This window comes from Massilia sp. Root335, assembly GCF_001425685.1.
Classification (GTDB): Bacteria; Pseudomonadota; Gammaproteobacteria; order Burkholderiales; family Burkholderiaceae_D; genus Telluria; species Telluria luteola.
Genome location: NZ_LMCY01000003.1, coordinates 151,835 through 176,704 on the forward strand (window position 1 = coordinate 151,835; position 24,870 = coordinate 176,704).

The 24,870-nt window shown below is 66.9% G+C and carries 30 protein-coding genes; 11 read left to right on the forward strand and 19 right to left on the reverse strand.

What is annotated here, in order from left to right:
• From ASC93_RS01135 to ASC93_RS01160, 6 genes are all read right to left on the reverse strand, one after another.
• On the reverse strand, positions 1-536 hold a 536-nt coding region (locus ASC93_RS01135), incomplete at its 3' end, for a hypothetical protein (RefSeq protein WP_229412538.1).
• On the reverse strand, positions 533-1,486 hold the full coding sequence (locus ASC93_RS01140; RefSeq protein ID WP_229412543.1) for an MlaD family protein: 954 nt from the start codon (positions 1,484-1,486) through the stop codon (positions 533-535). The genes ASC93_RS01135 and ASC93_RS01140, both read right to left, overlap by 4 nt.
• Before the next feature lie 9 nt (positions 1,487-1,495).
• Positions 1,496-2,296 carry an ABC transporter permease gene (locus tag ASC93_RS01145; protein ID WP_229412552.1) on the reverse strand — a complete coding sequence of 267 codons (801 nt, stop codon included), beginning with the start codon at positions 2,294-2,296 and terminating at the stop codon, positions 1,496-1,498.
• A gap of 90 nt (positions 2,297-2,386) precedes the next feature.
• Positions 2,387-4,630 carry a bifunctional (p)ppGpp synthetase/guanosine-3',5'-bis(diphosphate) 3'-pyrophosphohydrolase gene (locus tag ASC93_RS01150; protein WP_056435698.1) on the reverse strand — a complete coding sequence of 748 codons (2,244 nt, stop codon included), beginning with the start codon at positions 4,628-4,630 and terminating at the stop codon, positions 2,387-2,389.
• Between the two features lie 9 nt (positions 4,631-4,639).
• Entirely contained in the window at positions 4,640-4,990 is a 351-nt protein-coding gene (locus ASC93_RS01155; protein WP_056435700.1) for a RidA family protein, read from the reverse strand.
• A 74-nt stretch (positions 4,991-5,064) separates the two neighbouring features.
• Positions 5,065-5,943: an alpha/beta fold hydrolase gene (locus ASC93_RS01160; RefSeq protein ID WP_056435703.1), complete on the reverse strand. Its 879-nt coding sequence runs from the start codon at positions 5,941-5,943 to the stop codon at positions 5,065-5,067.
• Positions 5,944-6,099: 156 nt separating this feature from the next.
• On the opposite strand from ASC93_RS01160, the gene ASC93_RS01165 reads away from it, so the two are divergent.
• Positions 6,100-6,894 (forward strand): 3-hydroxybutyrate dehydrogenase, encoded by a 795-nt coding sequence (locus tag ASC93_RS01165; RefSeq protein WP_056435706.1) that lies wholly within the window; start codon positions 6,100-6,102, stop codon positions 6,892-6,894.
• A complete protein-coding gene (locus ASC93_RS01170) occupies positions 6,895-7,287 on the forward strand; it encodes a hypothetical protein (RefSeq protein WP_056435709.1) in 393 nt (130 codons plus the stop codon). It abuts the gene before it with no gap.
• Between the two features lie 9 nt (positions 7,288-7,296).
• Here the strand turns inward: ASC93_RS01170 and ASC93_RS01175 are convergent, their stop codons facing one another.
• Positions 7,297-7,881, reverse strand: coding sequence for a hypothetical protein (locus ASC93_RS01175; RefSeq protein ID WP_056435712.1), 585 nt, complete (start codon positions 7,879-7,881; stop codon positions 7,297-7,299).
• 121 nt (positions 7,882-8,002) lie between these two features.
• On the opposite strand from ASC93_RS01175, the gene ASC93_RS01180 reads away from it, so the two are divergent.
• Together ASC93_RS01180 and ASC93_RS01185 are read left to right on the forward strand one after the other, a co-directional pair.
• Positions 8,003-9,292 carry an amidohydrolase family protein gene (locus ASC93_RS01180; protein WP_056435715.1) on the forward strand — a complete coding sequence of 430 codons (1,290 nt, stop codon included), beginning with the start codon at positions 8,003-8,005 and terminating at the stop codon, positions 9,290-9,292.
• A 254-nt stretch (positions 9,293-9,546) separates the two neighbouring features.
• Positions 9,547-10,848, forward strand: a complete 1,302-nt coding sequence (locus tag ASC93_RS01185; RefSeq protein WP_056435718.1) for a dicarboxylate/amino acid:cation symporter — start codon at positions 9,547-9,549, stop codon at positions 10,846-10,848.
• A 102-nt stretch (positions 10,849-10,950) separates the two neighbouring features.
• Here the strand turns inward: ASC93_RS01185 and ASC93_RS01190 are convergent, their stop codons facing one another.
• Entirely contained in the window at positions 10,951-11,703 is a 753-nt protein-coding gene (locus tag ASC93_RS01190) for an SIMPL domain-containing protein (protein ID WP_056435721.1), read from the reverse strand.
• Positions 11,704-11,866: 163 nt separating this feature from the next.
• Between ASC93_RS01190 and ASC93_RS01195 the strand changes: the two genes are divergently transcribed.
• From ASC93_RS01195 to ASC93_RS01205, 3 genes are all read left to right on the forward strand, one after another.
• The gene (locus ASC93_RS01195; RefSeq protein ID WP_056435724.1) at positions 11,867-12,253 is read left to right on the forward strand and encodes a BlaI/MecI/CopY family transcriptional regulator; all 387 of its coding nucleotides are present in this window, start codon (positions 11,867-11,869) and stop codon (positions 12,251-12,253) included.
• Complete coding sequence (locus ASC93_RS01200; RefSeq protein WP_229412560.1) at positions 12,250-13,719, forward strand: M56 family metallopeptidase; 1,470 nt, start codon at positions 12,250-12,252, stop codon at positions 13,717-13,719. The genes ASC93_RS01195 and ASC93_RS01200 overlap by 4 nt, the downstream gene beginning before the upstream one ends.
• Before the next feature lie 68 nt (positions 13,720-13,787).
• Positions 13,788-14,204 carry an energy transducer TonB gene (locus ASC93_RS01205; protein ID WP_056435727.1) on the forward strand — a complete coding sequence of 139 codons (417 nt, stop codon included), beginning with the start codon at positions 13,788-13,790 and terminating at the stop codon, positions 14,202-14,204.
• Positions 14,205-14,261: 57 nt separating this feature from the next.
• On the opposite strand, the gene ASC93_RS01210 is transcribed toward ASC93_RS01205, so the two are convergent.
• Together ASC93_RS01210 and ASC93_RS01215 are read right to left on the reverse strand one after the other, a co-directional pair.
• The gene (locus ASC93_RS01210; protein WP_056435734.1) at positions 14,262-14,912 is read right to left on the reverse strand and encodes a 3-oxoacid CoA-transferase subunit B; all 651 of its coding nucleotides are present in this window, start codon (positions 14,910-14,912) and stop codon (positions 14,262-14,264) included.
• Positions 14,913-14,928: 16 nt separating this feature from the next.
• A complete protein-coding gene (locus tag ASC93_RS01215; RefSeq protein WP_056435737.1) occupies positions 14,929-15,627 on the reverse strand; it encodes a CoA transferase subunit A in 699 nt (232 codons plus the stop codon).
• A 146-nt stretch (positions 15,628-15,773) separates the two neighbouring features.
• Here ASC93_RS01215 and ASC93_RS01220 point away from each other — a divergent pair, with 146 nt between their 5' ends.
• The gene (locus ASC93_RS01220; RefSeq protein WP_056435740.1) at positions 15,774-16,337 is read left to right on the forward strand and encodes a PAS and helix-turn-helix domain-containing protein; all 564 of its coding nucleotides are present in this window, start codon (positions 15,774-15,776) and stop codon (positions 16,335-16,337) included.
• Between the two features lie 30 nt (positions 16,338-16,367).
• Here the strand turns inward: ASC93_RS01220 and ASC93_RS01225 are convergent, their stop codons facing one another.
• From ASC93_RS01225 to ASC93_RS01235, 3 genes are read right to left on the reverse strand one after another with little or no spacing between them, the layout of a single operon-like run.
• Positions 16,368-16,787, reverse strand: a complete 420-nt coding sequence (locus ASC93_RS01225) for a thioesterase family protein (protein WP_056435743.1) — start codon at positions 16,785-16,787, stop codon at positions 16,368-16,370.
• Positions 16,788-16,829: 42 nt separating this feature from the next.
• Complete coding sequence (locus ASC93_RS01230) at positions 16,830-17,600, reverse strand: alpha/beta fold hydrolase (RefSeq protein ID WP_056435746.1); 771 nt, start codon at positions 17,598-17,600, stop codon at positions 16,830-16,832.
• Positions 17,601-17,618: 18 nt separating this feature from the next.
• A complete protein-coding gene (locus ASC93_RS01235) occupies positions 17,619-18,395 on the reverse strand; it encodes an SDR family oxidoreductase (protein WP_056135408.1) in 777 nt (258 codons plus the stop codon).
• Between the two features lie 179 nt (positions 18,396-18,574).
• On the opposite strand from ASC93_RS01235, the gene ASC93_RS01240 reads away from it, so the two are divergent.
• From ASC93_RS01240 to ASC93_RS01250, 3 genes are all read left to right on the forward strand, one after another.
• Positions 18,575-20,251 (forward strand): electron transfer flavoprotein-ubiquinone oxidoreductase, encoded by a 1,677-nt coding sequence (locus ASC93_RS01240; protein ID WP_200958247.1) that lies wholly within the window; start codon positions 18,575-18,577, stop codon positions 20,249-20,251.
• A 182-nt stretch (positions 20,252-20,433) separates the two neighbouring features.
• On the forward strand, positions 20,434-20,775 hold the full coding sequence (locus ASC93_RS01245; RefSeq protein WP_056435750.1) for a YciI family protein: 342 nt from the start codon (positions 20,434-20,436) through the stop codon (positions 20,773-20,775).
• A 76-nt stretch (positions 20,776-20,851) separates the two neighbouring features.
• Positions 20,852-21,118: a hypothetical protein gene (locus ASC93_RS01250; RefSeq protein ID WP_056435753.1), complete on the forward strand. Its 267-nt coding sequence runs from the start codon at positions 20,852-20,854 to the stop codon at positions 21,116-21,118.
• Positions 21,119-21,220: 102 nt separating this feature from the next.
• Here ASC93_RS01250 and ASC93_RS01255 read toward each other — a convergent pair whose 3' ends face one another.
• The 6 genes from ASC93_RS01255 to ASC93_RS01280 form a co-directional block, all read right to left on the reverse strand.
• The gene (locus ASC93_RS01255) at positions 21,221-21,889 is read right to left on the reverse strand and encodes an amino acid ABC transporter permease (RefSeq protein WP_056435756.1); all 669 of its coding nucleotides are present in this window, start codon (positions 21,887-21,889) and stop codon (positions 21,221-21,223) included.
• Between the two features lie 7 nt (positions 21,890-21,896).
• Positions 21,897-22,709, reverse strand: a complete 813-nt coding sequence (locus tag ASC93_RS01260) for a transporter substrate-binding domain-containing protein (protein ID WP_056435760.1) — start codon at positions 22,707-22,709, stop codon at positions 21,897-21,899.
• Positions 22,710-22,792: 83 nt separating this feature from the next.
• Entirely contained in the window at positions 22,793-23,224 is a 432-nt protein-coding gene (locus ASC93_RS01265) for a hypothetical protein (RefSeq protein WP_056435763.1), read from the reverse strand.
• A gap of 70 nt (positions 23,225-23,294) precedes the next feature.
• Entirely contained in the window at positions 23,295-23,753 is a 459-nt protein-coding gene (locus ASC93_RS01270; RefSeq protein WP_056435766.1) for a metallophosphoesterase family protein, read from the reverse strand.
• Positions 23,754-23,757: 4 nt separating this feature from the next.
• The gene (locus ASC93_RS29355; RefSeq protein ID WP_082547686.1) at positions 23,758-24,042 is read right to left on the reverse strand and encodes a DUF378 domain-containing protein; all 285 of its coding nucleotides are present in this window, start codon (positions 24,040-24,042) and stop codon (positions 23,758-23,760) included.
• Between the two features lie 102 nt (positions 24,043-24,144).
• Positions 24,145-24,807 (reverse strand): DUF882 domain-containing protein, encoded by a 663-nt coding sequence (locus ASC93_RS01280; RefSeq protein ID WP_056435769.1) that lies wholly within the window; start codon positions 24,805-24,807, stop codon positions 24,145-24,147.
• Positions 24,808-24,870: the final 63 nt, after the last annotated feature.

Consider the following 24,870-nt stretch of genomic DNA (forward strand, 5'->3'; position numbering starts at 1 on the left):
AGCAGCGGCCGGCGCCAGCCCTGGTTTGACGCCGTGTCCACGGCCGTCGCGATGTCGGCCGGCGTGATGCGGCCCGCCTTCAGCAGCGCGCCGGCCGCGACGAGGCGCGCGAGCGGATCGGCGACCCCGGCCAGCGAACCGCTCGTCACGACGGCGCGGTGCTGCTCCGGCAGCAGGGCCGCGTCCAGGCCTTGCCAGCGGCCGTCCAGGTAGGCAGCGTACGCGCGCTGGGCCGGCGTGGCGTCGGACGCCAGCGCCGCGAAACCGGCGCAGTCATAGTCGAGCGCCGCCGCCTTGACGCCGCAGCGCACCAGCTCGGCCTGGGCGACGACGTCGAAGCGCCCCGTGCTGGCGCTCGCGCGGCGGGCGCGCGCGAACTCGGCATCGGCGGCGGGCGAGTCGCCGCGCAGCCAGTCGTCCGTGAAGCCGTCGAGCGAACTTCTGGCATCGCCTTCCCACGCGGGCGGCTGCGGCTTGCTGGCGCAGCCGGCCAGCGCGGCGGCGGCGATCATCATGATGAGCGGCTTGACGGTCATGGCAGCTTGATCTCCGTGTCGTGCTTGAATGGCCATTTGCGGTTGATCTCGTCGACGAGGCGGTTCACCTTGCGCAGGCTCGCATCGACTTCGCCGCGCAGCCGGCCCAGGTCCTCGGTGGCGGCGTGCGCGTTCTTGCCGACGGCCTGGGCCTCGGCCAGCACGGCGTCCGCCTTCTGCAAGGTGCCGCGCGCGTCCGCCAGCAGGCCGTTCAGTTCGCGGATGGCGCCCTGCGTATCGTCCATCACGCCGTCCTTGCCGAACACGCGCTGGTCCGTCTTGGCCAGCAGCGTGTCCACGCGGTGCAGGGTCTGCAGCAGTTTTTCCGCCTCGGCGTCGCCGCCCAGTGCCGTGCCCAGCACGCCGTAGCGGCCCGACAGGCGGCCGGACAGCGCGTCGACGTTGGCGAGCGTGTTGCCGATGTGGGAGTCGGAGCGCGTCATGGTCTCCAGGTTTTCCAGCAGCGTGCGCGCCGTCGCCAGCAGGCGCGGAATCTCGGCCGCGGCGTCGCCCCGCAGCACGGGACGGCGGGCGTGGTCGGGCAGCGGCGGATCTGTCAGCACGCCGCTGTACGCGCGCAGCCGGGTCTCGCCGACGACGCTGCGCTCGAGCGTGAACACGCTGGTCGTGCGCAGCCATTTCGCATCGTCCTTCGGGATGTCGACGATGACGTCGACCTTGCCGTCCCGGCCCAGCCGGACCTGGCGCACGCGCCCGATGGGGAAGCCGGCGAAGCTCATGTCCATGCCCGGGATCACGCCCTCGGAATCGTCGGCCACGAGCACCAGTTCCTGCGTCTGTTCGAACACGCCGCGCGCGTACATCACGTACAGGAAGAAGGCGGCGATCAGCGCGCCGATCACGACCAGCAGGATCAGGGCCTTGGCTTCCACGTGCTTCGGTTCGTCCGGCGGGGCGTCCGCCATGCGGTCTTTGTCGTTATCGGTCATGGGTCGTCATCAGATGTATTTCACGGCCAGCGAACTGGCCTCGATCAGCAGCAGCACGAACAGCAGCCGCAGCGCGCCCGGCTGCACGTTCGTGCGCAGGCGGCGCGGGCGGCGCAGCAGTTCCAGGATGGCGGCGCTCGGAATCACCGCCACCGCGAGCCCGAACAGCACCGTCTTGAGCACGAAGCCGAGGGTCACGGTCGGGTCGAACACGCGGCCCACCGTGCGCGTGTAGTCCGGCAGGCCCCACGGCGACAGGCCGTACACGTTCAGGTAGGCCAGCACGAGGACGATGGTGCTCGACACCATCGCGAGGCTCAGCACGGAAAACGCGTTGGCGATCACCTGCGGCACGAGGTCGCGGCGCAGGCGGCGCAGCGTCTCGGCCGTCGCCTCCCCGGCCGGCACGCCGCTGCGCGCGAGGCCCATGGCGCCGGCGTCGAACGCCATGCCGGCGCGCAGCGCGGCGAACATCGCGGCCGACAGCGGCAGCAGTTCGAGCACGAGCACCCGCACGACCATCTCCAGCGCGTAGCGCGACAGGCCATAGCTCTGCGCCGTGACGAGCACGATGCGGATGATGACGAGGCTCACGAGGGCCGTGAGCAGCGTGAACCAGGGCAGCACCTGCCACGTGCTCGCGTAGATGTAGCGCGACGTCGCGAGGCGGTTGGCGCGGTGGTACGTCGACGGCGTCAGCGCCATCACGAGCGCCACGGCGCCCAGGTGCAGCATGGCCCACCAGCTGGCGGCGTAGCGCGCCGCCATGACGCCCCACAGGCGCGGTTTGATGTACAAGAGCGAAGTCATCGACATGTCTGCATTGTTGGGTGGGCGGGCCCCGCCCACGCGTAACGCGAACGGACCCCATACGTCACGCGTGGGCACGGGGTGCCCACCCTACGTCCTCCTGGCCTCGTGCACACCCTTCACCTCGCCGATCGCGGCGAGGGCTTTCTGCAACTGGCCGGTGGAGCTGATCTCCGCCGTGAACACCATCCGCGCGAACCCCTTGCTGCTCTGGGTGTTCACGCCGGTCACGTTGATCTTCGAGATGGCCAGCACTTCCGAGATGTCGCGCAGCAGGCCCTGGCGGTCGCTCGCGTGGATGAAGATATCGACCGGGAACACCGTCTCCTGGCCCGTCGCGCCCCATTCCGTCTCGAGCACGCGCTCCGGATTGCGCGACGCCATCTCGGCGAAGTTCTTGCAGCTGGCGCGGTGGATCGACACGCCCTTGCCGCGCGTGACGAAGCCCACGATCGGGTCCGGCGGCGCCGGCTTGCAGCAGCGCGCCAGCTGCGTCATCAGGCCTTCGGTGCCGACGACCAGCACGCCCGACTTGGCGCCCTGCTCCACGCTCGATGCGCGGCTCTTGTTGACGACCGCCTCGTCGGCGACGGGCGCCGCCGGCGCGCCCGTGTCGTGCAGCGCCGCTTCCACGTGGCGCAGGCTGAATTTTTCCTTGCCGACGGCGATGAACAGGTCGTCGACCTTCGCGAATCCCAGCTTGTGCGCCAGCGCGTCCAGGTTGACCGCGGTCTTGCCTTCGCGCTGCAGCGATTTCTCGACGAGCGCGCGGCCGTGCCCCAGCGTCTCGGCCAGTTCCAGCGCGTGGAACCAGGCGCGGATCTTCGAGCGCGTGCGGCTGCTGACCGTGTAGCCGGGGCTGAGCCAGTCGCGCGACGGCCCCTGGCTGCCGGCCGGGCCTTTCGCCGTGATGACTTCACAGGTCTGGCCGTTCTTCAGCGGCGTGTTCAGCGGGACCATCACGCCGTCGACCTTGGCGCCGCGGCAGCGGTGCCCCACCTCGCTGTGCAGGTGGTAGGCGAAGTCGATCGGGGTCGCGCCGACCGGCAGCTCGAGCACGCGCGCCTGCGGCGTCAGCACGAAGATGCGGTCGTCCAGCGTCGTGGATTTCAGCTTCTCGACCCATTCGCGCTGCAGCTCTTCCTGGCCGGTGACGGCGCTCGCGACCTCGGTCTTCCACGCCAGCAGCTGGCGCAGCCACGCGATCTTGGCGTCGTATTCCTGGCTCTTGAAGTTGGAGCCGCCTTCTTCCTTGTAGCGCCAGTGCGCGGCCACGCCGTATTCGGCGAAGTTGTGCATCTCGTGGGTGCGGATCTGCACTTCCAGCGGCCGCCCGTCCTCGGCGGTGACGACCGTGTGCAGGGACTGGTAGCCGTTCGCTTTCGGGCGCGAGATGTAGTCGTCGAATTCCTTCGGGATCGGCGTCCAGATGTTGTGGACGACGCCCAGCACGGTGTAGCAGGTCTTGATGTCGTCGACGATCACGCGGAACGCGCGCACGTCGTACAGCTCGGAGAAGTCGAGCTCCTTGCCGCGCATCTTCTTCCAGATGCTGTAGATGTGCTTGGGCCGGCCGAAGACCTCGGCCTTGATGCCGGCCGCCGCGAGCTCCCTCTGCAAGCGCTCGATGGACGACTGCACGAAGCTCTCGCGCAGCATGCGCTTCTCTTCGAGCATCTTGGCGATGCGTTTATACGTGTCCGGCTCCATCATCCGGAACGACAGGTCTTCCAGTTCCCATTTCAGCTGGAAGATGCCGAGCCGGTTGGCCAGCGGCGCGTACAGGTCCAGCACTTCGCGGCCGTAGTTGCGCGTGACGTCGTCGAAGCGCTTGTGCTCCGCGAAGAAGCGCAGCGCGATCACGCACGACGCGAGGCGGATCAGCACGACACGCATGTCGCTGGCCATCGCCAGCAACATCTTGCGCAGGGTCTCGACCTGGGCCATGGCCTCCTGCGCCGCATTCTTGCCGCGCCCGACGGGGGCCTGGGCCGCCGTCAGGTCGCGCAGGCGGATCAGCTGGTGCACGCCGCGCACCATGTCCGCCACTTCCTTGCCGAAGCGCTCCTCGAGCGCCTCGGCCACGCCCGGCTCCACGATGGCCAGCTCGAACAGCAGGCCGGCCATGCGGGTCTCGGCATCGCTGCCGAGCAATGCAAGCGTACCGCCCACCCCCAGCGAAAACTCGAACGCGCTCTGGCCCGTTGCGGCCGTGCGTTCGCCATACGACGCGGCGGCGAAATCCAGCGCGCCCGTTACGCGCGCGCAGTCGTCGGGGCCGAGTCCGTGGACCAGCTGGGTGGTGGCGTCGCCGAGCGCGACAATCGATACCATCGACGGTCTTTACGCCTGGGCGGCAACGATGACGAATTCGATCAGGCAGGCCGGATCGGCCAGCTTGGCTTCGACGGTCGCGCGCGGCGGGGTGGCGCCCGGCACGACCCATGCTTCCCATACCGTGTTCATGGCCGGGAAGTTGGCCATGTCGGTGATGTAGATCCGGGTGGAGAGGATGCGCGACTTGTCGCTGCCGGCCTCGGCCAGCAGGCGGTCGACGTGGCCCAGCACTTCGCGCGTCTGGCCGATGATGTCCTGCGTGGTGTCGCTCGCGATCTGGCCGGCCAGGTACACCGTACCGTTGTGGATGGCGACTTCGGACAGTCGTTTGCCTACGTGCAGTCGTTTGATTTCCATGCTTTTCTCTAAATGTAAAACGTGGCCTTGCGGCCGTTTCGCCCGGCCGTGGAGCCGAACACCTCCGGCTTGCATCAGCCGGTCAAAAATTCCCTTGCGATCGCGATCTGCGCCGGCTGCAGGAACGTGGGGGCGTGCCCCACGCCTGCGATTTCCCTAAGGCGCGGCTGCGGCCCGCGCCGCGTCATCTCTTCCGCCGTCGCGCGCGACAGCAGGTCGGACAGTTCTCCCCGCACCAGCAGGGTCGGGCAGCGGATCGCGTCGTACGCGGCCCACAGCTGCGCCTCGTCCCTGGCCACCGTCTCCGGCGTCAGCGCCTTGAACGGCGCCGCCAGGCCGGGATCGTAGTGGAGTATCCACTGGCCGTCCGGCTGCTGGACGAGCACGTCGCGCGCCAGCTTGTCCCATTCGGCATCGCTGTGCGGACCGAACGGCGTCGACACCGCCCGCACGAACGCGGCCCCTTCCCCGAAGGTGCGGAAGCGGAGGGCCTGGCCGATATAGTCGCCGATGCGCGCCATCGCCGCCGGGTCCAGCACGGGGCCGATATCGTTCAGCACCATGCGGCGGATCGGGCTGCCTTCCAGCGACGCCAGGCCGATGCCGATCAGGCCGCCCATCGACGTGCCGAACCACTCGACGCCTTCGTCGTCCGCGCCCGCCGTGACGCGCGCGATCAGGGTCACCATGTCGGCCACGTATTGCGCTATGACGTACAGCGCCGGATCGCGCAACCGGCCGGAGCGCCCGCGCCCCACGACGTCCGGGCACACGACGCGGTAGCGGTCGGACAGCGCCCGCGCCAGCGCGTCGAAATCGTCGGCCACGCGCGTCACGCCGTGCACGCAGACGAGCACCTTCGTATTGCCGGGGTCGCCCCACTCCTTGTACGCCATGCGGTGCAGGCCGGCGGGCGAACTGCACAGCACGGATTTCATCCTCGGTTCGCTCATTTTCCAGTCCCGACGTTCACCATGCATCCGCCCGGAACATATCAACGTCCCGGGGGGCCGCCAACATTTTACCCGGCGGACCGATTAGAATTCTACCAAGTCTGGCCCGGGACCACCCGGCACTTCATAGAAACTGTCCACGAGAAAGAGGATCGAATGAAATCCACCATGTTAAGCGGCAAGACTGCGCTCGTCACCGGCTCGACCTCGGGCATCGGTCTCGGCATCGCACGCGCGCTGGCCGAGCAAGGCGCCAACATCGTCTTCAACGGCTTCGGCGACGCGCAGCAGATCGAAAAGCTGTACACCGACGTCGGCCAGGAATTCGGCGTGCAGACCGCTTACCACAACGCCGACATGTCGCAGCCGGACCAGATCGCGGCCATGATGGCGTTCGTGGGCGAAAAATTCGGCGGGGTCGACATCCTCGTCAACAACGCCGGCATCCAGTACGTCGCGAACGTGGAGGATTTCCCCGTCGAGAAATGGGACGCGATCATCGCCATCAACCTCAGCTCGGCCTTCCACACGAGCCGCCTGGCCCTGCCCTACATGAAGCGGAAGAACTGGGGCCGCATCATCAACCTGGCGTCGGCCCACGGCCTCGTCGCATCGGCGCAGAAATCGGCATATGTCGCCGCCAAGCACGGCCTCGTCGGCCTGACCAAATCGACGGCGCTGGAAACCGCCCCGACCGGCGTCACCTGCAACGCGATCTGCCCGGGCTGGGTCTTGACGCCGCTCGTGCAGAAGCAGGTCGACGACCGCGCCGCGCGCGAAGGCGTCAGCAACGAACAGGCCAAGAGAAACCTGCTGCTCGAAAAGCAGCCGTCGGGCGAATTCGTCACGCCGGAAGAGCTGGGTGCGCTGGCCGTGTTCTTCTGCAGTCCTGCCGCCAACCAGGTGCGCGGGGTCGCGTGGAACATGGACGGCGGCTGGGTCGCGCAATAAATGGATGAGTCCATCGACGGGTCGGACTTCGACATCGCCGGCCTGCACGACGCCTGCCTGGAACTCGCCCACGTCGTGCTGGCCTCGAGCCAGCCGCAGGTGTCGCGCGACATCCTCGAAACGCTGGCCGACCGCTTCGAACGCGAAGCGGCCGACTTCGCCCTGCTCGTCGGCAACGCCGGGCGCGACACGGCGCTGCTGGCCCGCGCCGTGCACTACCTCGCCGACGCCCACGCGCTGCCGCTGATGGGCACGGACATGGAATGGTTCCGCCAGGCCCTCGCCTGCCTCGTCGAACTGGCCGTGCCCGGCATCGCGCTGTCGCCGAAGGGCGCGGCGTTTCTTCACGACGTCGAGACCGGCATCGCGCAGTCGCTGCACGACCTGGACTGAGCCGGACGTTCAGCGCGCCCGACCGGATGCCGTTTGCGACTCGGTCCGGTGCAGATCGTCGATCGCCCTCCCGTATTCCCGCGACGCCTTCAGCCGGTCCAGGTAGCGGATCGCGCGGCGCTTGTCCATGCCGATCGAATACTCGAGCGCGCCGCGCGCGCCGCAATAGGCCCGGCAGCTTGCGGGAGCATCGGGCGCCGCGCGGTCCGTGATCGTCAACTTGCCGTGCTCGACACTCACCTTCAGCGCGCACTGCGGATCCTGCGGCAGCGGCGACGGCGCGGGATCGTGGTACACGAACGCGCCCTGTTCGTAGCGCGCCATGCCGGCGATGTCGCACATGTGGCCGTTGTAGAAATCGAGATGGGCGCGCACATACACATGGCCGGCGTCGTACGGCACGATCTCGATGACGTCTTCGGCCTGGTAGGGCACGTCCGCTTCGCCGGGCCCCTTGCCGGGCGTGATCGTCGCGCTCATGAAGCGTTGCTTGTAGACGCCCGCCATCTTGTCCATCAGTTGCGCGGGTTCCTGTGCGGCCGCGGTGCACGCGCACAGCGCCGCCAGCAGCGGGACGAGGGATCGCAATGTCATCGGATCGGCCTTTGTTGTCGGAATGACGGATGATGATAAGCCATCCGCCCGCGCCCGTTCCCCACCGCATGGCGCGTCGGCTATGATCGCGTCTTCATCATCGAGACATCGAGGACGACCGATGCGCACCTGGACGACGACCTTCATCGCCGCGCTGTCCCTGCTGGCCTGCGCCGTGCCCGGCGCGCACGCGGCCGACCAGCGCCCCATGCTGCTCACGCCGGACAAGGTCTGGACCGGCGACGGCGCCCCGCACGCGGACTGGAGCGTGCTCGTCGCACAGGGCCGAATCCAGGGCGTGGGGCCGGCCGCCAGCCTGCCGGTCCCGGCCGACGTCGACCGCATCCTTCTACCCGGCAAGACCCTGATCCCGGGCCTGATCGACCTGCATTCGCACGTGCTGCTGCATCCGTACAACGAAACGACGTGGGACGACCAGGTAATCAAGGAAGCCCCGGCCTACCGCATCGCGCTGGCCGTGCGCCACGCCGCCGACACCCTGCAGGCCGGCTTCACCACGCTGCGCGACCTCGGCACGGAGGGCGCCGGCTATGCCGACGTCGGCATCAAGCGCGCCATCGACGAAGGCCAGGTGCCGGGCCCGCGCCTGTTCGTCGCCACCCGCGCCATCGTCGCGACGGCCAGCTACGGCCCCGCGGAGCGGACCTACCGGCCGGACATGGACATCCCCTACGGCGCCCAGCAGGCGACCGGCGCCGACGAGGCGACCAGGGCCGTGCGCGAACAGGCCGCCCACGGCGCCGACTGGATCAAGTTCTACGCCGACTACCGCACGGGCCCGGACGGCAGCACCCGGCCCACCTTCACGCTCGACGAAATGAAGGCGATCGTCGCGGCGGCCCACGTGAGCGGCCGCAAGGTCGCCGCGCACGCCAGCAGCGACGACGCGATCCGGCTGGCCGTGCTGGCCGGCGTCGACACCATCGAGCACGGCTACGGCGCCAGCGAGGCCACGTTCCGGCTGATGCTGGAACACAAGACCGCATATGTCCCGACGTTGACCGCGCCGGAAGCCATCGGCGAATACTTCCAGCACCACGTGCGCGGCGGCACGCCCACGCCGGCGATGCAGCAGGTCGAGCGCGCCTTCCGCCTGGCCCGCAAGCTGGGCGTGACCATCGGCAACGGCAGCGACGTCGGCGTGTTCGCCCACGGCACGAACGAGCGCGAACTGGAGTGGATGGTGCGCCTGGGCATGACCCCGACGGACGCCCTGCGTGCGGCCACGGTCGTCGCGGCAGGCATCCTCGACCGCAAGGACCTGGGCGCGATCCGTACCGGGATGCTGGCGGACATGGTGGCCGTCGACGGGGATCCGACGGGCGACATCGCGGCGCTGCGCAACGTGGGGTTCGTCATGAAGGGCGGGACGGTGTACCGGAATCAGTAGAGACCGGCGCACGCGTCTCCCGTCGCCCCTGCGCAGGCAGGGGCCCAATGTCCGGACCGTTGACATGATTCCCGACCGCGCACAGGACTTGGGTCCCCGCCTGCGCGGGGACGACGTCGGCTTGCGGGCGGCAGCCCGTTATTCAGCAAGCCGAGGTCCGGATATCTGTCCCGCCGTTGCGGTTTTCCACAATAGCCGACCCAGATATTTTGCGTAATGATGACGGTGTTACTAATAACGCATGAAGCCTCGTCATGAAAAAACCATTCTATAAAGTCCTTTATGTCCAGGTATTGTTTGCGATTATCGTGGGCGTCCTGCTGGGCATCTACGATCCGGGCGTCGCAACCGCGATGAAGCCGCTGGGAGACGGCTTCGTCAAACTGATCAAGATGATCATTGCCCCGGTCATTTTCTGCACCGTCGTCGCCGGTATCGCCGGCATGCAGGACATGAAGAAGGTCGGCCGCGTCGGCGGCAAGGCCCTGCTCTATTTCGAAGTCGTCTCGACCTTCGCGCTGGCCATCGGCCTGATCGTCGCCAACGTGATCAAGCCGGGCGCCGGCTTCAACGTCAACGCGGCCACGCTGGACACGCACTCGATCGCCCAGTACACCGACAAGACCAAGTCGCTGAACACCGTCGACTTCCTCATGAACATCATCCCGCACACGTTCGTGGATGCGTTCGCCAAAGGGGAAATCCTGCAGGTGCTGTTCATCGCCATCCTGTTCGGCTTCGCGCTGTCGATGATGGGTGAACGCGGCCGTCCGCTGACCCGCTTCATCGACGACATGTCGCACGCCATCTTCGGCGTCGTGAACATCATCATGAAAGCCGCCCCGATCGGTGCCTTCGGCGCCATGGCCTTCACCATCGGCAAATACGGCGTCAAGGCGCTGATCCCGCTGGCATCGCTCGTCGGTTCGTTCTACCTGACCTGCTTCCTGTTCGTCGTGATCGTGCTGGGTGCCATCGCCCGCTTCACCGGCTTCTCGATCTTCCGCTACCTCGCCTACATCAAGGAAGAGCTGCTGATCGTGCTGGGCACCAGCTCGTCGGAAAGCGCCCTGCCGGCCCTGATGCGCAAGCTGGAAAAGATGGGCTGCCCGAAATCCGTCGTGGGCCTCGTCGTCCCGACCGGCTACTCGTTCAACCTGGACGGCACCAACATCTACATGACGATGGCCGCCCTGTTCGTCGCCCAGGCCACGAACACCGACCTGACGCTGACGCAGGAACTCACGATCCTGTTCGTGGCGATGCTGACGTCGAAGGGCGCCTCGGGCATCACCGGCGCCGGCTTCATCACGCTGGCCGCGACCCTGGCCGTCGTGCCGACGATCCCGGTGGCCGGCATGACCCTGATCCTCGGCATCGACAAGTTCATGAGCGAATGCCGCGCCCTCACCAACATCATCGGCAACGGCGTCGCCTCGATCGTCGTGTCGAAATGGGAAGGTGAGCTGGACCAGGAACGCCTGACCGCCGAGCTCAAGAATCCGAGCCCGGACGACGCCGCCGCCGACCTGCACCCGGTCCGCGAAGCCGCATAAGCCGCACGCCACAACGACGATTCCTCGTTCAGACGCCGGGTTCTCCCGGCGTTTTTTTTCGCGCCGCGCATTCATGGCGGCGCGCCGGGACATCCTCTCGTGTCACCGTGCGTGCCTGGGCGCATTTTCCAGGCGGAAGATGACGTCGACGGGCTGGCGCAGCTTGAGCGCCGGGACCGCCAGCAGTTGTTCGCGGTCCACGTCCTGGGCGCGCGCATCGCCCGTGGTGCGCGCGTGGCGGAAATCGTCGCGCTCCAGGCCCATCGCCGTACCCAGGTTCTTCAGCATATCCGGCGTCGCCGCCATCACCCCGCCGACGCGTCGCCCGAATGCGGCCGCCATCACCTCGGCCCGGCGGCGCGCGTCCTGGATCGCCTGCGTCATGAGTTCGTCGTTGATACGGTCCATGTCGCTGCGGTCGAAGGCCGACGCGAAGCCGTCGAGGTTCGGCTGGCCGAGCAGGCCGCCGGCCAGCGGCGCCCAGTTGGCAAGGTTGCGCACGTTGATATGGACGTCGCAGCGCAGTTCGTACACGGGCGCGCCGTTCGCGGCCCGGTCGTCCTTGCGAACGCTCTGGCGCACTTCGCGGACGGCGGCGTCACTGTCCTCCATGCCCAGGCGCCCCATCAGGGCACGCACTTCTCCCACGCGCGTTTCGAGGACGGTTCGGGCCGCGGCCGGGTCGGCGTCCGTGGCCACGATTTCGAAGTCGAGACTGCCGATGTCGGGCACGACGGCCTGGAAGGCGCTGCCGGTGACATGCACGAACGGGTACGCGGGGACGGGCGTGGCGCGGGCCGCGCCGGTGGCCAGCAGGAGGACGAGAACGGCAATGCGCAGACGGGTTTTCAGCATGAAGGCTCCAACGGTGGATGGGCTCGGCGATATGTAGACAACCATGTCTATGTTAGTGCGCAAAGCAAGCCCATGGCAAGCGAAACGGCGGAAAATAAACTTGTAGACAAGTCGTTCTAGACAAGCTAGTCTAGATTTATCGACCACGTTCCGCAAGACTGCCATGACCACATCCCCCGCCCTGCCGAGGCCGACGCCGGCCGAACTCGACCTGTTGCAAGTGTTGTGGCCGCTCGGCTCGGCCACGGCGCGCCAGGTCCACGAGGACATCATCAAGGAACGCCCGGACGTCACGTACGCGACCGTGCTGCGCCTGATGCAGATCATGCACGCCAAAGGTTTATTGATCCGCGACGAGAGCGAACGGTCTCACGTCTACGCACCAGCCCAGGCGCAGGACGCGCTGCAGACGAATCTGCTCAAGGACCTGATGCAACGCGCCTTCGCCGGCTCGGCGAAAGCGCTCGTACTGGCCGCCCTCAAGAGCGGCATTTCGAAAAAGGAGCGCGATGAGATCGAACAACTGCTGAAAGACGAGGACGAGCAATGAGCGCCGGGTTTGCCCGTGGGCTGCTGACCATGCTGTTGCCCACGCATCTACTCGCGCCGCTGCACCTGCCCGCGCTAGCTCCCGCCTTCGTGGCGAGCCTCGGCTGGACGCTGCTGCACTTCGTCTGGCAAGGGACGCTGGTCGGCTGCGCGACGGCCGTGCTGCTCGTAGCGCTGCGCAACGCCCGGCCGGAAAGCCGCTATGCCCTGGCGTGCGGCGCGCTGCTGCTCTGCATCGCCTGGCCGGTGGCCGACCTCGTGCTGATGCTGCAGGACGGCCGCGATATCCCGGCGGCGCGCCTGCTGCCGCTGGTGCCCGCGCCGGACGCGGCACTGCCGGACGCGGCCGGCGTGTTCGGCTGGCTGCAGCGCCATCTCGACACGATCGTCGGCGCGTGGGCGGTCTGCGCGGCGGCATTCGGGCTGCGCATGGCCCTCGGGCTACTGTGGATCGGACATGGCGCGGGCGCGGACGACGACACGGCACGGGGCGACGCTTCGGAACGTCGCGATGGCGAACGCACCTGGCAGGCCCGCCTGTCGCAACTTGCCGCCCGTGCAGGCATGGTGCGCCACCTGCGCCTGCGCATCGTCGACAGGCTTGCGAGCCCGATCACGGCCGGTTGCTGGCGGCCCATCGTTCTCGTGCCGGCCGCGCTCGTGACGGGCATGCCGCCCGCCCTGCTCGAGGCACTGCTGGTGCACGAACTGGGCCACGTGCGGCGCCACGACTACCTCGTCAACCTCGCGCAGAACGTGATCGAGGCCCTGCTGTTCTATCATCCTGCCGTGTGGTGGATCTCGCGGCGCATCCGCCACGAGCGCGAGCAGATTGCCGACGATTTCGCCGCGCGCCTGCTTGGCGAACCGCGCCGCCTGGCGCGGGCGCTGTCCGAGCTGGAGCGCCTGCAGTTCTCGCGCCACCACCTGGCCCAGGCCGCGACAGGTGGCGACCTCGCGTCGCGCATCCGCCGCCTGCTGCGTCCCGATCGGCAGGCGCTGGACTGGCGTGCCGCGCTGCCCGGGCTGAGCCTCGTGCTGGGTCTCGTGGTGGCCTGCGCCGCCGGTGCCCACGCGTTGTCATCGCGCAGCGGCACGGACCGCCCGGCAGCCGTCGCTGCGGCAGCCGTCGCTGCGGCAGCCGTCGCTGCGGCAGCCGTCGCTGCGCCAGCCATCGCGGCGGCCGACGTGTCGCGCCGTGCCATCGTGGACTTCACCTCCTGCCGCAAGCCGCAATACCCGAAGGCCGACATCGCGGCCGGACACGAAGGCGCCGTCATCGTGGGATTCCGCGTCGACGCCGCCGGCGCCGTGATGGAGTCGAAGATCCTGCAGTCGAGCGGCTACGCCAGTATGGACGAGGCGGCGCGCGGCGCGCTGCATCGATGCCGGTTCAAGCCCGCACTGAGCCACGGCCGGCCCGTACCGACGTGGACACCCGTCAAGTACATCTGGACGCTCGCATGAGGCGGCGCCTTCCCGAACTGGAGGTCATCAGTTCCCATTCAACCGGGCCTCGGCCCAAAGGAGAATCCATGTTCAGCATCGTCCGCAGTGTCCGTTCCACCCTGGGCTGCCCGCCAGTCCCGGCATCGTTCTACGTGGCCGGCGTCGCGTTCGCCTGCGCTGCTGCGGCACAGGCCGCGTCGAGTCCGCCGGCCAACGACAGCGCCGTAACCGCCAGGGCGACACTCGAGTTTAGGAGCTGCGCCAAACCACAGTACCCAAAAGCCGACCTGCAGGGCCACCACGAGGGCGCGGTCACCCTGGGCTTTCTGGTGGACGAGAACGGCCGGGTGAAGGATTCGAAGGTCATGGAATCGAGCGGCTTCGCGACACTGGACGAGGCCGCGCGCACGGCGCTGGCGACATGCGGCTTTCGCCCCGCGCTCGACAACGGCAAGCCTGTGCAGCAATGGACCAGCGTGAAATACGTGTGGACCCTGCGCTGAACGGAAGCGTTTGGAAGAGAAACGGGCGGCGGCATTGCGGCGCCGCCCGCAGCGGCCTCAGACGGCCGAAACGTCCAGTTCCGCCGACGTGGCGGCCACGACGTCATCCTTGCTGGCGCCCGGCGCCAGTTCGACCAGCTTGAGACCGGTATCCGTGACGTCGATGACGCCGAGGTCGGTGATGATGCGGTCGACGACACCGACGCCCGTCAGCGGCAGGTCGCATTTCTTGAGGATCTTGTGGCTGACCGAGCCGTCCTTGCTTGTGGCCACGTGTTCCATCACGACGACGACGCGCTTGACGCCGGCCACGAGGTCCATCGCGCCGCCCATGCCCTTGACCATCTTGCCCGGGATCATCCAGTTGGCCAGGTCGCCCTTGGCCGATACCTGCATCGCGCCGAGGATCGCCAGGTTGATCTTGCCGCCGCGGATCATGCCGAAGGAATCGGCCGAGCTGAAGTAGGCGGCGCCCGGCAGCGCGGTCACGGTCTGCTTGCCGGCGTTGATCAGGTCGGCGTCCACTTCAGCGTCGGTCGGGAACGGACCGATGCCCAGCAAGCCGTTTTCCGACTGCAGGAACACTTCGATGTCCTTGGGGACGTAGTTCGCCACCAGCGTGGGCAGGCCGATGCCCAGGTTCACGTAGAAACCGTCCTGCAGTTCCTTGGCCGCGCGCGCGGCCATTTCATCACGAGTCCATGCCATGTCTGTCTCCCTGGTCTTATGCTTGACGCACGGTGCGCTGTTCGATGCGCTTTTCCGGCGTCGGGTTGTGAACGATGCGGTGCACGAAGATGCTCGGGGTATGCACCTGGTCCGGATCGATCTCGCCGATCTCGACCAGCTGCTCGACTTCCGCGATGCAGACCTTGCCCGCGGTCGCCACGTTCGGGTTGAAGTTGCGTGCCGTCTTGCGGAACACGAGATTGCCGGCGCGGTCGGCCTTCCAGGCCTTGACGAGCGACACGTCGGGCACGAGCGAACGCTCCATCACGTACATCTCGCCGTCGAATTCGCGGGTCTCCTTGCCTTCCGCGACGATGGTGCCGTAGCCCGTCTTGGTGAAGAAGGCCGGGATGCCGGCGCCGCCGGCGCGCAGCTTCTCGGCCAGCGTGCCCTGCGGCGTGAATTCCAGTTCCAGTTCGCCGGCCAGGAACTGGCGCGCGAATTCCTTGTTCTCACCCACGTACGAAGCGATCATCTTCTTGATCTGGCGCGTCGTGAGCAGTTGGCCGAGACCGAAGTCGTCGACGCCGGCGTTGTTCGAGATCGCCGTCAGGTTCTTGACGCCGGAATCGCGCAGCGCGAGGATCAGCGCCTCCGGAATGCCGCACAGGCCGAAACCGCCCACGGCAATGGTCTGGCCGCTTGCGACGACCCCTTCCAGCGCGGCGCGCGCATCAGGATACACTTTGTTCATACCCGTCCCTTTGGTTATTGAGCTTCAAGCGTGGTTATGCTGCTCTACAGCAGAGTAGAATTCGAGAATAGAATACGCCCCTCCAAAGCACAATACCGTAGAAATACCGGCAAGCGTTTCCTGCGGGGACACTCGACTACCATCAAATGAACGCATCATACGCCATCGATTACGAGATGATTTTCCAGCACGCGCCGGTCGGCATGTGCATCTCGGTGAACCGCGTGATCCAGTCCTGCAACCACGCCCTCGCGGCGATGTTCGGCTATCCACGCACGCATCTGGACGGCCAGTCGTTCTCGGTACTCTACCCGACCATGGACGAGTTCCTGCGCACGGGCGACCGCATCATTCCGATCATGAACGCGAAGGGCCGCTACTCGGACGAGCGCATCATGCGGCGGGGCAATGGGGAATTGTTCTGGTGCCACGTGACGGGCCGCGCGCTCGACCCGGCCGAGCCGCTGGGTGCCGGCGTGTGGACGTTCGAGGACGTCAGCGAAAAGCGCCCCGTGACGGCCGAGCTGACCCCGCGCGAGCGCGAGATCGCGGCCCTGCTCGTCGAAGGCAAGACGAGCAAGGTGATCGCGCGCGAGACCGACCTGTCGCCGCGCACGGTGGAGATGCACCGCGCCAAGCTGATGCGCAAGTTCTCGGCGTCGACGTCGTCGGAACTCGTGCACAAGCTGGTGGGCATGTCACGAGAATGAACGGTGGGCGCGGGTGCCCGCCGGGCTCTGCTAGTCCGCGGGCAGCATCGCGCGCAACTGCGCCGGCAGCGGCACCGATTTCTCGGCCGCGAAATCGATCCACACGACCTTGCCGCCGCCCTCCGCCGCCACCACGTCGGCATTGCCGTGCCCGTCGACCATGCGGATCTCGTGCGTCACCTCGAAGCTGGACCGGCCGGGCGGACCGGCGAACGTCCGGATCTCGATCTCGCCCGGGTACTTCAGCTGCTTGATGAAGGTGCAGTAGGCGGTGACGAGCACCGGGCCTTCGTGCTGGACGTCGAGGCCGCCCGCCGCCTGTTCGAGGAAGGCGATGCGCCCGCTCTCCATGTACCGGAAATACACCGTGTTGTTCACGTGTCCGAATGCATCCATGTCACCCCAGCGGATGGCCTGGCGCATGGCGTGAACCTGCTTCTTGTCGCTCATTATTGCGTCTGTGTCGTTGCCAAAAGGCGCAATGATACGGTGTCAGGCGCCGGAACGGCAGTCCCCGTCGTAGAGGATGGCCTCGACGATGCGGCAGAATGTCGCCGGATCTTCCAGCATCATCATGTGCCCCGCCCTGGGCTGGACGCACACGCGGCGTGCCTGCGACAGCACCCAGTCGGGCACGTCCCAGCCGGCGGCCGACTGTTCGCCGCCGACGAGGTACAAAGGCGTGGCGCGCGCCAGCACGCGGCCGACGCAGCCCAGGTAATCCGGCGCGCCCGTCGTGTCGAGCACGGACTGCGCCATCTTCTGCACCGTCGTGTACGGTTGATTGGCGAGGATCTCGCGCGCCCACGCGACGCGCTCGTCGCTCGCCTCGATGCCGCTTTTTTCCAGCCAGGCGGCCGGCGCCCCTTCCATCGCGCCATATTCGGCCGCCCAATCGGCGTCCGCCAGCGCGGCGATGCGGCCCGTCCAGAACGCATCCTTCAGCGTGAAGTTGCCCTCCACGCTGATCAGGCCGAGCACGCGATCGGGCACCATGTCCGCCAGCAGCATCGCAATGGCGCCGCCCACGCTGTGGCCCAGCACCCAGGCGGGGCCGCCGGCATCGTCGCGCAGGAAGCGCGCGAGCGTTGCCGCCTGATCGGGTAATGCGAGACCGGTGTCGTCGCTGCGGCGCCGGCCGTAGCCGGCCAGGTCGGGCGCGACGACGTCGACGCCGGGCAGGTAGCGCTGCGGCTCGAAATAGCTCAACGAGCCCAGCAGGCCGTGGACCAGCAGCAGCCGCGGCCGCGCACGCGCTGTCATCGCGCTGTCATCGCAACGTTATTGCGCCGTCATGCCATCGTCGGCCGTGATGATGGCGCCGTTGATGAAATGGGCTTCCTCGGCCGCGAGCAGCAGCAGCAGGCCGTCGAGGTCTTCCGGCTTGCCGGTGCGGCGGCGCGGCAGCATCTCGATCAGCTTTTTCCCCTGCTCCGTGTCGAAATAATCCTCGTTCATCTCGGTGGCGATATAGCCCGGGCAGATGGCGTTCACGTTGATGCCGTAGCGGCCCCATTCGACGGCCATCGCCTTCGTCATCTGCACGACGCCGGCCTTGCTCATGCAGTACACGCCGATCTGCGGCAGCACGCGCAGCCCGGCGACGGACGCGATGTTGACGATGCGGTGCTGCTTCTTCGGGTCGCCCTTGGCGCGCTGGATCATGCGCTTGGCCGTCTGCTGGGCCATGAAGAAGGCGCCGCGCAGATTCGTGTCCATCACGTAGCCGTAGTCTTCCTCGCTGACGTCGAGCAGGCGCTGCGTCGTCGACACGCCGGAGTTGTTGACGAGGATGTCGATCGGCCCCGCTTCCGTCTCGGCGTGGGCGATCGCGGCCTTGATGCTGGCCAGGTCCGTCACGTCCAGCGCCACGACGTGGGCCGCGCCGCCGTCCGCCTCGATCTCCGCGCGCAACTCCTTCAGGCGTTCGATGCGGCGCGACGCCAGCACGACCTGGGCACCGGCACCGGCGAGGGCCTTGGCGAACCGCGCGCCCAGTCCGCTGGATGCGCCCGTGACCATCGCGATTTTTCCTTCGAAATTGACTTCAATCCCCACGTTACGCCCCCTGTCCCCGAACTAAATTCTGTTGCGAAGTCATAATGATTACACACTTCACCTATTTCACACCGATTAGATTGCCGCGTCTAATAGTTGCCCTACAATGGCGCTCGACGTTGCCAACGAGCGCAAAAAAGTGCACACTCGTGCTTAAATTTTTTTAACTACTATAAGACATGACTCAGCCCAACTCCCTCCTCGAAGAATACGGCCCCCGCGAAGCAATGGAATACGACGTGGTCATCGTCGGCGGCGGCCCGGCCGGGTTGTCCGCAGCGATCCGCCTGAAGCAGCTGGCTGCCGAAAAGGGCCAGGACGTGTCGGTCTGCGTGCTGGAAAAAGGCGGAGAACTGGGCGCGCACATCCTGTCGGGCGCCGTGATGGATCCGCGCGCGCTGGACGAGCTGTTCCCGAACTGGAAGGAGCTGGGCGCACCGCTGAACACGGCCGTCACGGAAGACCGCGTGCTGTTCCTCACCGAGACCAGGTCGTACGCGACGCCGTCGTTCATGGTGCCGAAAGCGCTGACGAACCACGGCAACTATGTGATCTCGCTGGCCAACGTCGTGCGCTGGCTGGGCCAGCAGGCGGAAGCGCTGGGCGTCGAGATCTTCCCGGGCTTCCCCGCCGCCGAGATCCTGTACAACGACGACGGCTCCGTGAAGGGCGTCGCGACCGGCAACATGGGCGTCAACCGCCACGGCCAGCCGACCGACGCATTCCAGCTAGGCATGGAACTGCATGCGAAATACACGCTGTTCGCGGAAGGCTCGCGCGGCCACCTCGGCAAGCAGCTGATGGCAAAGTACGACCTGAACAAGGGCAAGGACCCGCAGACGTACGGCATCGGCATCAAGGAACTGTGGGAAATCGATCCGGCCAAGCACCAGCCCGGCCTCGTGATCCACACGGCCGGCTGGCCGCTGGACAACGACACGTACGGCGGTTCGTTCCTGTACCACCTGGAAAACAACCAGGTCGCGGTCGGCTTCGTCGTCGGCCTGTCGTACCAGAACCCGTACCTCTCGCCGTACGAGGAATTCCAGCGTTATAAAACGCACCCGGCCATCCGCCACTTCTTCGAAGGCGGCAAGCGCATCTCGTACGGCGCGCGCGCGATCACTGCCGGCGGCCTGCAGTCGCTGCCGAAGACGGTGTTCCCGGGCGGCGCGCTGATCGGCTGCGACGCGGGCTTCCTCAACACGAGCCGCATCAAGGGCAGCCACGCGGCCATCAAGACGGGCATGCTGGCCGCCGACGCCGCCTATGCCGCGCTCGGCGCAGGCCGCCAGCACGACGAACTGGCGAGCTACCCGGCCGCGTTCGAACAGTCGTGGCTGCACGAGGAACTGCACGTCGCGCGCAATTTCAAGCCATGGATGAGCAAGGGCCTGATCACTGGCACCATCATGGTCGGCATCGACCAGATCGTGTTCAAGGGCAAGGCCCCGTGGACCCTGCACCACAAGCACGCGGACCACGAATGCCTGCGTCCGGCATCGGACTTCAAGCCCATCGCCTATCCGAAACCGGACGGCAAGCTGACGTTCGACCGCCTGTCGTCCGTGTTCATCTCGAACACGAACCACGCGGAAGACCAGCCCGTGCACCTGACGCTGAAGAATCCGAATATCCCCGTCGAGGTCAACCTGGCCAAGTTCGCGGGTCCGGAACAGCGCTACTGCCCGGCCGGCGTGTACGAGTTCGTGAAGACGGACGAGGGCCGTGACCGCCTGCAGATCAACGCGCAGAACTGCGTGCACTGCAAGACGTGCGACATCAAGGACCCGACGCAGAACATCGTTTGGGTCACGCCGGAGGGCGGCGGCGGGCCGAACTACCCGAACATGTGATGATCAAGACGGCGGAGCAATCCGCCGTTTTCACAGGATAGCCGCCGGTCCCGATCCGCTCGCGGATCGAGATGCGATTGACGTCGGCATCCGATCGCCGCTTTGGGGCGAGAACTACCGTACACTGAACGCCCTGGCCCGGCCGGCAAAGGTTGCGGGGCCCCCATCTCGAGCATCGCATCATGACGAAATTTCTTATCTCCTTCCCCGCGAGTGCGATGGATGTGCCTACCGAGGACATGCCGGCCGTCGGCGATGCGGCGCGTGCAGTGATCCGCGAGGCTAAGGCCGCCGGGGTCTATGTGTTTGGCGGCGGCATCAACGACGAAGTCGAACCGGTCATGGTTGCGGCGGACGGCCGCTGCACGAGCGAGACCTACCGCCAGACCAGGGAGTTCGATGGGGGCTTTTGTGTGCTCGAGCTTCCGTCCCGGGCGGTTGCCGTTGAATGGGCGGCCAGGATCGCTGCGGCCTGCCGCTGTGCACAAGAACTCCGCGAGTTCTACTACGACCCTGAAAGCTGACCTGGCGCCGGCCCGTTATTCGATATGCGGTCCCGATGTTCCTTTTTAGTCCAGTTAAATAACACAAGAGCAGATAATGAAAAAGACCGACCTGGCCAAGAGCGATGCAAAGAAATTGATGAACCAGATGGGTGCGAAGGGCGCCGCCTTCGGCGCAACGGCCGCCGCCGCGGCGCCTGACCGGCGCCAGCAGCGTGAGCGTGACCGCGCGCTGGGACTGGTGCCGTTTGCCGTGAAGCTCAACGGCGACCTGGTGAAGCAGTTGCAGGCGCTGAGCAAGGAGCGCGGCGTCGAGTTGGGCGAGTTGGTGACGGCGTTGCTGCAAAAAGGCCTGGCCGTTTGAACGCATGAGGTAAGACTTCGCGAACGGCCGGCAGGACGTCCGGAACCCGCGCGTCCTCTGCCCCGCGCGTACCGTCTCATCACCAACGCCTACACCGTCTTTTCAGCGATGCGCGCGGTTGAAATGGCGCTCGGCGCGGCGCTGCACGGCCTCGAAGAACAGGCTCAGCAGCCAGTACACGGCGGCCGCCGCCACGTACAGCGGCAACGGCTTGAACGTCACCGAGATCAGTTCCTTGGTCACGAGCATCAGTTCGCTGACGGTAATGACGGACACGAGCGCCGTGTCCTTGATCAGGCTGATCAGCGTATTGCTCATCGCCGGCACGGCCATGCGCAGCGCCTGCGGCAGGATCACGAGGGCCAGCGTCTGCGGATAGGTCAGCCCGAGGCTGAAGCCGGCATTCCACTGCCCCTGTCCGACGCCGAGAATGGCCCCACGCAAGCTCTCGGACAGGTACGCGCCCGCATTCAGCGACAGCGCCAGGATGCCGGCCGTGACGGGCGTGAATTCGATGCCGATGCCTGGCAGGCCGTAATAGATGACGAACAATTGCACCAGCAGTGGCGTGCCGCGGAACGCGCTCACGTACAGCGCGGCCGGCCAGCGCAGGGGCGCCCAGGGCGCGACGCGCAGCACGGCCGTGGGAAAGCCCAGCACGAGTCCGCCCACCATCGATGCCAGCGCGAATGCGAGCGTGGTGCCGGCGCCCTTCGCCATCACGGGCGCCGCTTCGCGCAGCAGCTCGACGAGTTCGGTCAGCGCGGCCATGACGCCGTCATGGCGCGTGGGTCGCGTCGGTGCCGAACCACTTGACCGACACCTGCTTCAGGCTGCCGTCGGCACGTGCCTCGTCCAGGGCCTTGTCGATGGCCGCGTGGAATTTCGGATTACCCTTGCGGAAGGCGATGCCCATGCGCTCGACCTGGCCCACGCGCGCGCCGGCGCGGATCGGCAGCTGCGAGTTCTTCAGCAGGTATGCCACCATCAGGCTGTCGTTGAGGGCGGCGTCGATGCGGCCGAACGCGAGGTCCTGCAGGTTTTCCGGCGCGGCCGGATAACTCTTGACCTCGATGCCCGGCACGGCGCGGACCTGCTGCTCGAACACGCTGCCCTGCCCCACGCCGACCGTCCGTCCCTTGAGGTCAGCCAGGCTCTTGTACGTGGCGCCTTCGTTGCGCCGCACGATCAGCTGCGGCGTGGAATAGGTGTAAGGCTGGGAGAAATCGAACGCCTGCAGGCGCCGCGGCGTGATGCCCACCTGGCTGACGATGACGTCGTACTTGCGGGCGCCGAGGCCCGCGAGGATCGCCGCCCATTCGGTCGTGACGAATTCCGGCTTCACGCCCAGCCGGGCGCAGACGAGTTTCGCGACGTCGACGTCGTAGCCGGCCAACTGGCCCGTCTTCCCATCCTTGAAATTGAATGGCGGATACGTGCCTTCCAGTGCGATGCGGAGCTGGCCGCGCGCCTTGACGGTGTCGAGCAGGTCGGCCGCGCGGGCCGACGCGGACACGGCCGCGAGACCCAGGGTCAGCGCCGCGGCGGACAGCAGCGCGCGCCGCGTGGTATTCGGGAATCCAGTGTGCATCGGCTCAGCTCTTCGTTCGGGACAGTGCTGATTTAACACCGAATCATGACTATGCGCAAAGGAAATATTGTCGTAAATATATGCTAAAAGTTTCTACGAGCGTGTTTGCCGAAATTGTGGCCCGTGACGATCAGCGAGTGCTCGACGAGCGTGGACAGGCCCAGCAGCAACTGCACGAGCTTGTCGTCCGGCAGCACCCAGATGGTCCCGGCGGGCTGTTCGGCGCCCGTCGCGGCCATGATGAGGGGCGCGATCCAGCCGGCGTCCGGCTCGACGTCGAGGATCACGGCATCCGCCGTCGTCTGCATGTAGACGTCGCCGCCGGGCGCGAGGCGGAAACGCACGCCGACGCCCGTTTCCTGCGGCCTGACGAGCTCCTGCATGGTGCGGTTGTGCTCGTCGATCCACAGCTCGACGTCTTGCGGCGTCTCCAGCGGCGTCCACGGGACGGGGCGGAAACGGGGACGTTCGGCGCTGTCGGCCGCGCGGTCGTTGGTGTTCTGGTCAGACGTCATGGATGGGATCGATCAAGCTTGAGGACGGCGCGTATGCTACGGCATTTCCGGCGCCGCGGCCAGAACGCGCTTACGGGACGAGCGTCACGAGCCGCGCACGGACGGCGTCGCCGTCGATGAAGAGCTCGGCGGCCGCGATCGGCAGCGTGAAGCGGCGGCGCCCGGCGCTGCCCGGATTCACGTACAGCACGCCGTCCCGTTCGACGCATGCGGGCCGGTGCGAGTGGCCGGACACGACGACCCGCACGCCGGCCGCGCGCGGGTCGATGGCGAGCAGCTTGAGGTCGTGGATCGCATACAGCGCCACCGGCCCGAAGTCGACGCGGGCCGTCTCCGGGATCGCATGCGCCCACGGCGCCGTGTCGTTGTTGCCGCGCACTACCGTCAGCGGCGCGATGGCTGCCAGGCGCTCGAGGATCGCGGGACTGCCGATGTCGCCGCCATGGATGATGTGGTCGGCCCCGTCGATGAAATCGAGCGCCTCGGGGCGCAGCAGGCCGTGCGTGTCGGAAATGAGGCCGACGCGCATGCGCTCAATGCCTGTGGCGACCCATCTTGACCGCGGTATAGATCGAATACAGGGCCGCGAGGCCGACGATGACGTACACGACGCGGCTGGCCGGGCTGCCCGGACCGAACAGCGTGGCGACGACGTCGACGTCGAGCAGGCCGACCATCGCCCAGTTCAGGCCGCCGATAATCAGGAGCACCATCGCGGTGTAATCGAGCCCGGACAGCGCCGTCGCGCCCTCGCGCACGGCGGCGCGCCGTTCGGGCAGGTGCCGGCGTTCCATCGTGGGTGCATTCATGGTTGCCATCATGTCCTCCTTCGTGAAAAGGTTGGTGTGCTCACGATAGCAAAAACGCGGGAATGCGCGCGCCGCCTATCCGCCCGGGAATCCGGCGGCGCCAGAGCGTGCTCAGCCCTTCCAGGTACGGTTGAGGCCGGTGTCCGTATGAATCCAGCCGCCTTTCGGACCGCCGCGGTAATAGAAACCGACGCCGCCCTTGCGGAAGCTCTTCACGAGTCCGCCCAGCACTTCCTCGGTGAGGCCGGCGATGCGGACGTCGGCCGCCTTGCCGGACATGTGCAGCGACTGGCGCGCGGCCGGCACGCCCTGCTCGATCAAGCGGTTGTTGGACGCGGGCGTGCGGTAGCCGGACAGGATCTCCAGCGGCCGGTCGAGGCCGTAACGCGCGACGAACGCCTGCGAGGCCCACAGCGTCTCGATCAGCTTCGGGTCGATGGGAATCGACGCCTTGCCGTTGACGTCGCGCAACAGATGGCACAATTCCTGGTAGGCCGAGTCGATCACCTCGCCATCCTTCCAGTACATGACGCTGGCGCGTTCGCCGCTGGCCGGACGGACCACGGACAGCGTACGCGGCTTGACCCAGAAGTCGATGTCGAGGAGCTGGGCATCGAACAGGTCCGGGGGCGGTTCCAGGTCCGTGCCGGGGGCGTCAAGCTGGTCGCGGCCGGACGCGGCGCGGGCCGCATGGGCATCGATGGCCGGGACGGCGACGAGTCCCAGTGCGGTCAGGCGCAAGCCTTGGTGAAGAAAATCTCTGCGGGAAGCCATAACGAACTCATCATTGCAACCCGCCTACTATAGCGCAAGCGCACGCGGGAAAAAAGATGAGTT